The 1,039-nt window shown below is 66.4% G+C and carries 1 protein-coding gene; it reads right to left on the reverse strand.

The window, feature by feature from the left end:
• Positions 1–23: 23 nt before the first annotated feature.
• Positions 24–902 carry an IS5 family transposase gene (locus ACFYON_RS29040; protein WP_376700856.1) on the reverse strand — a complete coding sequence of 293 codons (879 nt, stop codon included), beginning with the start codon at positions 900–902 and terminating at the stop codon, positions 24–26.
• Between the last annotated feature and the right edge of the window lie 137 nt (positions 903–1,039).

Here is a 1,039-nt window from a genome sequence, read left to right on the forward strand (position 1 = left end):
CTAAGGCGTGTTTCATAAGCCGGTCAGAGCCATTCGGTGATGATGGTGATGGTCAGGACGGCGTGGAACCGGACGGCCAACTTGTCATAGCGGGTGGCGACGCCGCGGTGGCGTTTGAGCCTGTTGATGCCGTTCTCGACAGCGTGGCGTAGCCGGTAGAGCTGCGGGTCGAACGCCGGTGGGCGCCCGCCGTGGGAGCCTTTGGCTTTGCGGTGGGCGTCCTGGTCTTTCTTGCTCGGGATGCACGCCCGGATCCCGCGAGAGCGCAGGTATCTGCGGTTGGCGCGGCTGGTGTAGGCCTTGTCGGCCAGCACCAGCATCGGTCTGGTCCTGGCCCGGCCGACACCGAGGCGGTTCACGCGGATGCGGCGCAGGACCGGGATGAACTGCGGGCTGTCCCCGCGATGCCCGGCGGTGACGATCAGGGACAAGACTTTCTGGCCCTGCTCACAGGCCAGATGCGTCTTGGTCGTCAGCCCGCCACGGGAGCGGCCCAGCCCGTGATCGGCCGGCTCGTCATGAACCCCGCCGGGTGGTTCCTTCTGCAGATGACCGTCGGTGCGGGCACCTGCGGCGTGCTGGTGAGCGCGACTGGTCATCGAGTCCACGCTGACCGTCCAGTCGATGCGTCCCCGGGCGTCGCCCTGCGCCTGCAACGCTGACAAGATTCGGTCCCACGTGCCATCGCGCTGCCACCGACGGAACAGTCCGTAGATCGTCGGCCAGGGCGCGTACTCCGCTGGCACGTCTCGCCACGGCGCACCGATCCGGATCCGCCACCGAATCCCGTCGATGAGCTGCCGTTTCTCCCACTTCGGCGGCCGACCGGTAGACGACGCAGCAGGCAGCAACGGGGCCAGGACAGCCCACTGCGCGTCAGTCAGGTCATGCCGCCTCGTCACCGCTAAGGTGGCCACGAGGTCTCCGGTGCATGGTGCTTCTTGGTCGTTGTACCAAGTACCGGAGACCTCTTCAGTTATCGATCACCGCCACGCCGTGACTTCAACCGGCCAACCCCGAGTTACGAAACACGCCTTAG

This window comes from Micromonospora sp. NPDC005686, assembly GCF_042871665.1.
In the GTDB taxonomy this organism is placed as follows: Bacteria; Actinomycetota; Actinomycetes; order Mycobacteriales; family Micromonosporaceae; genus Micromonospora.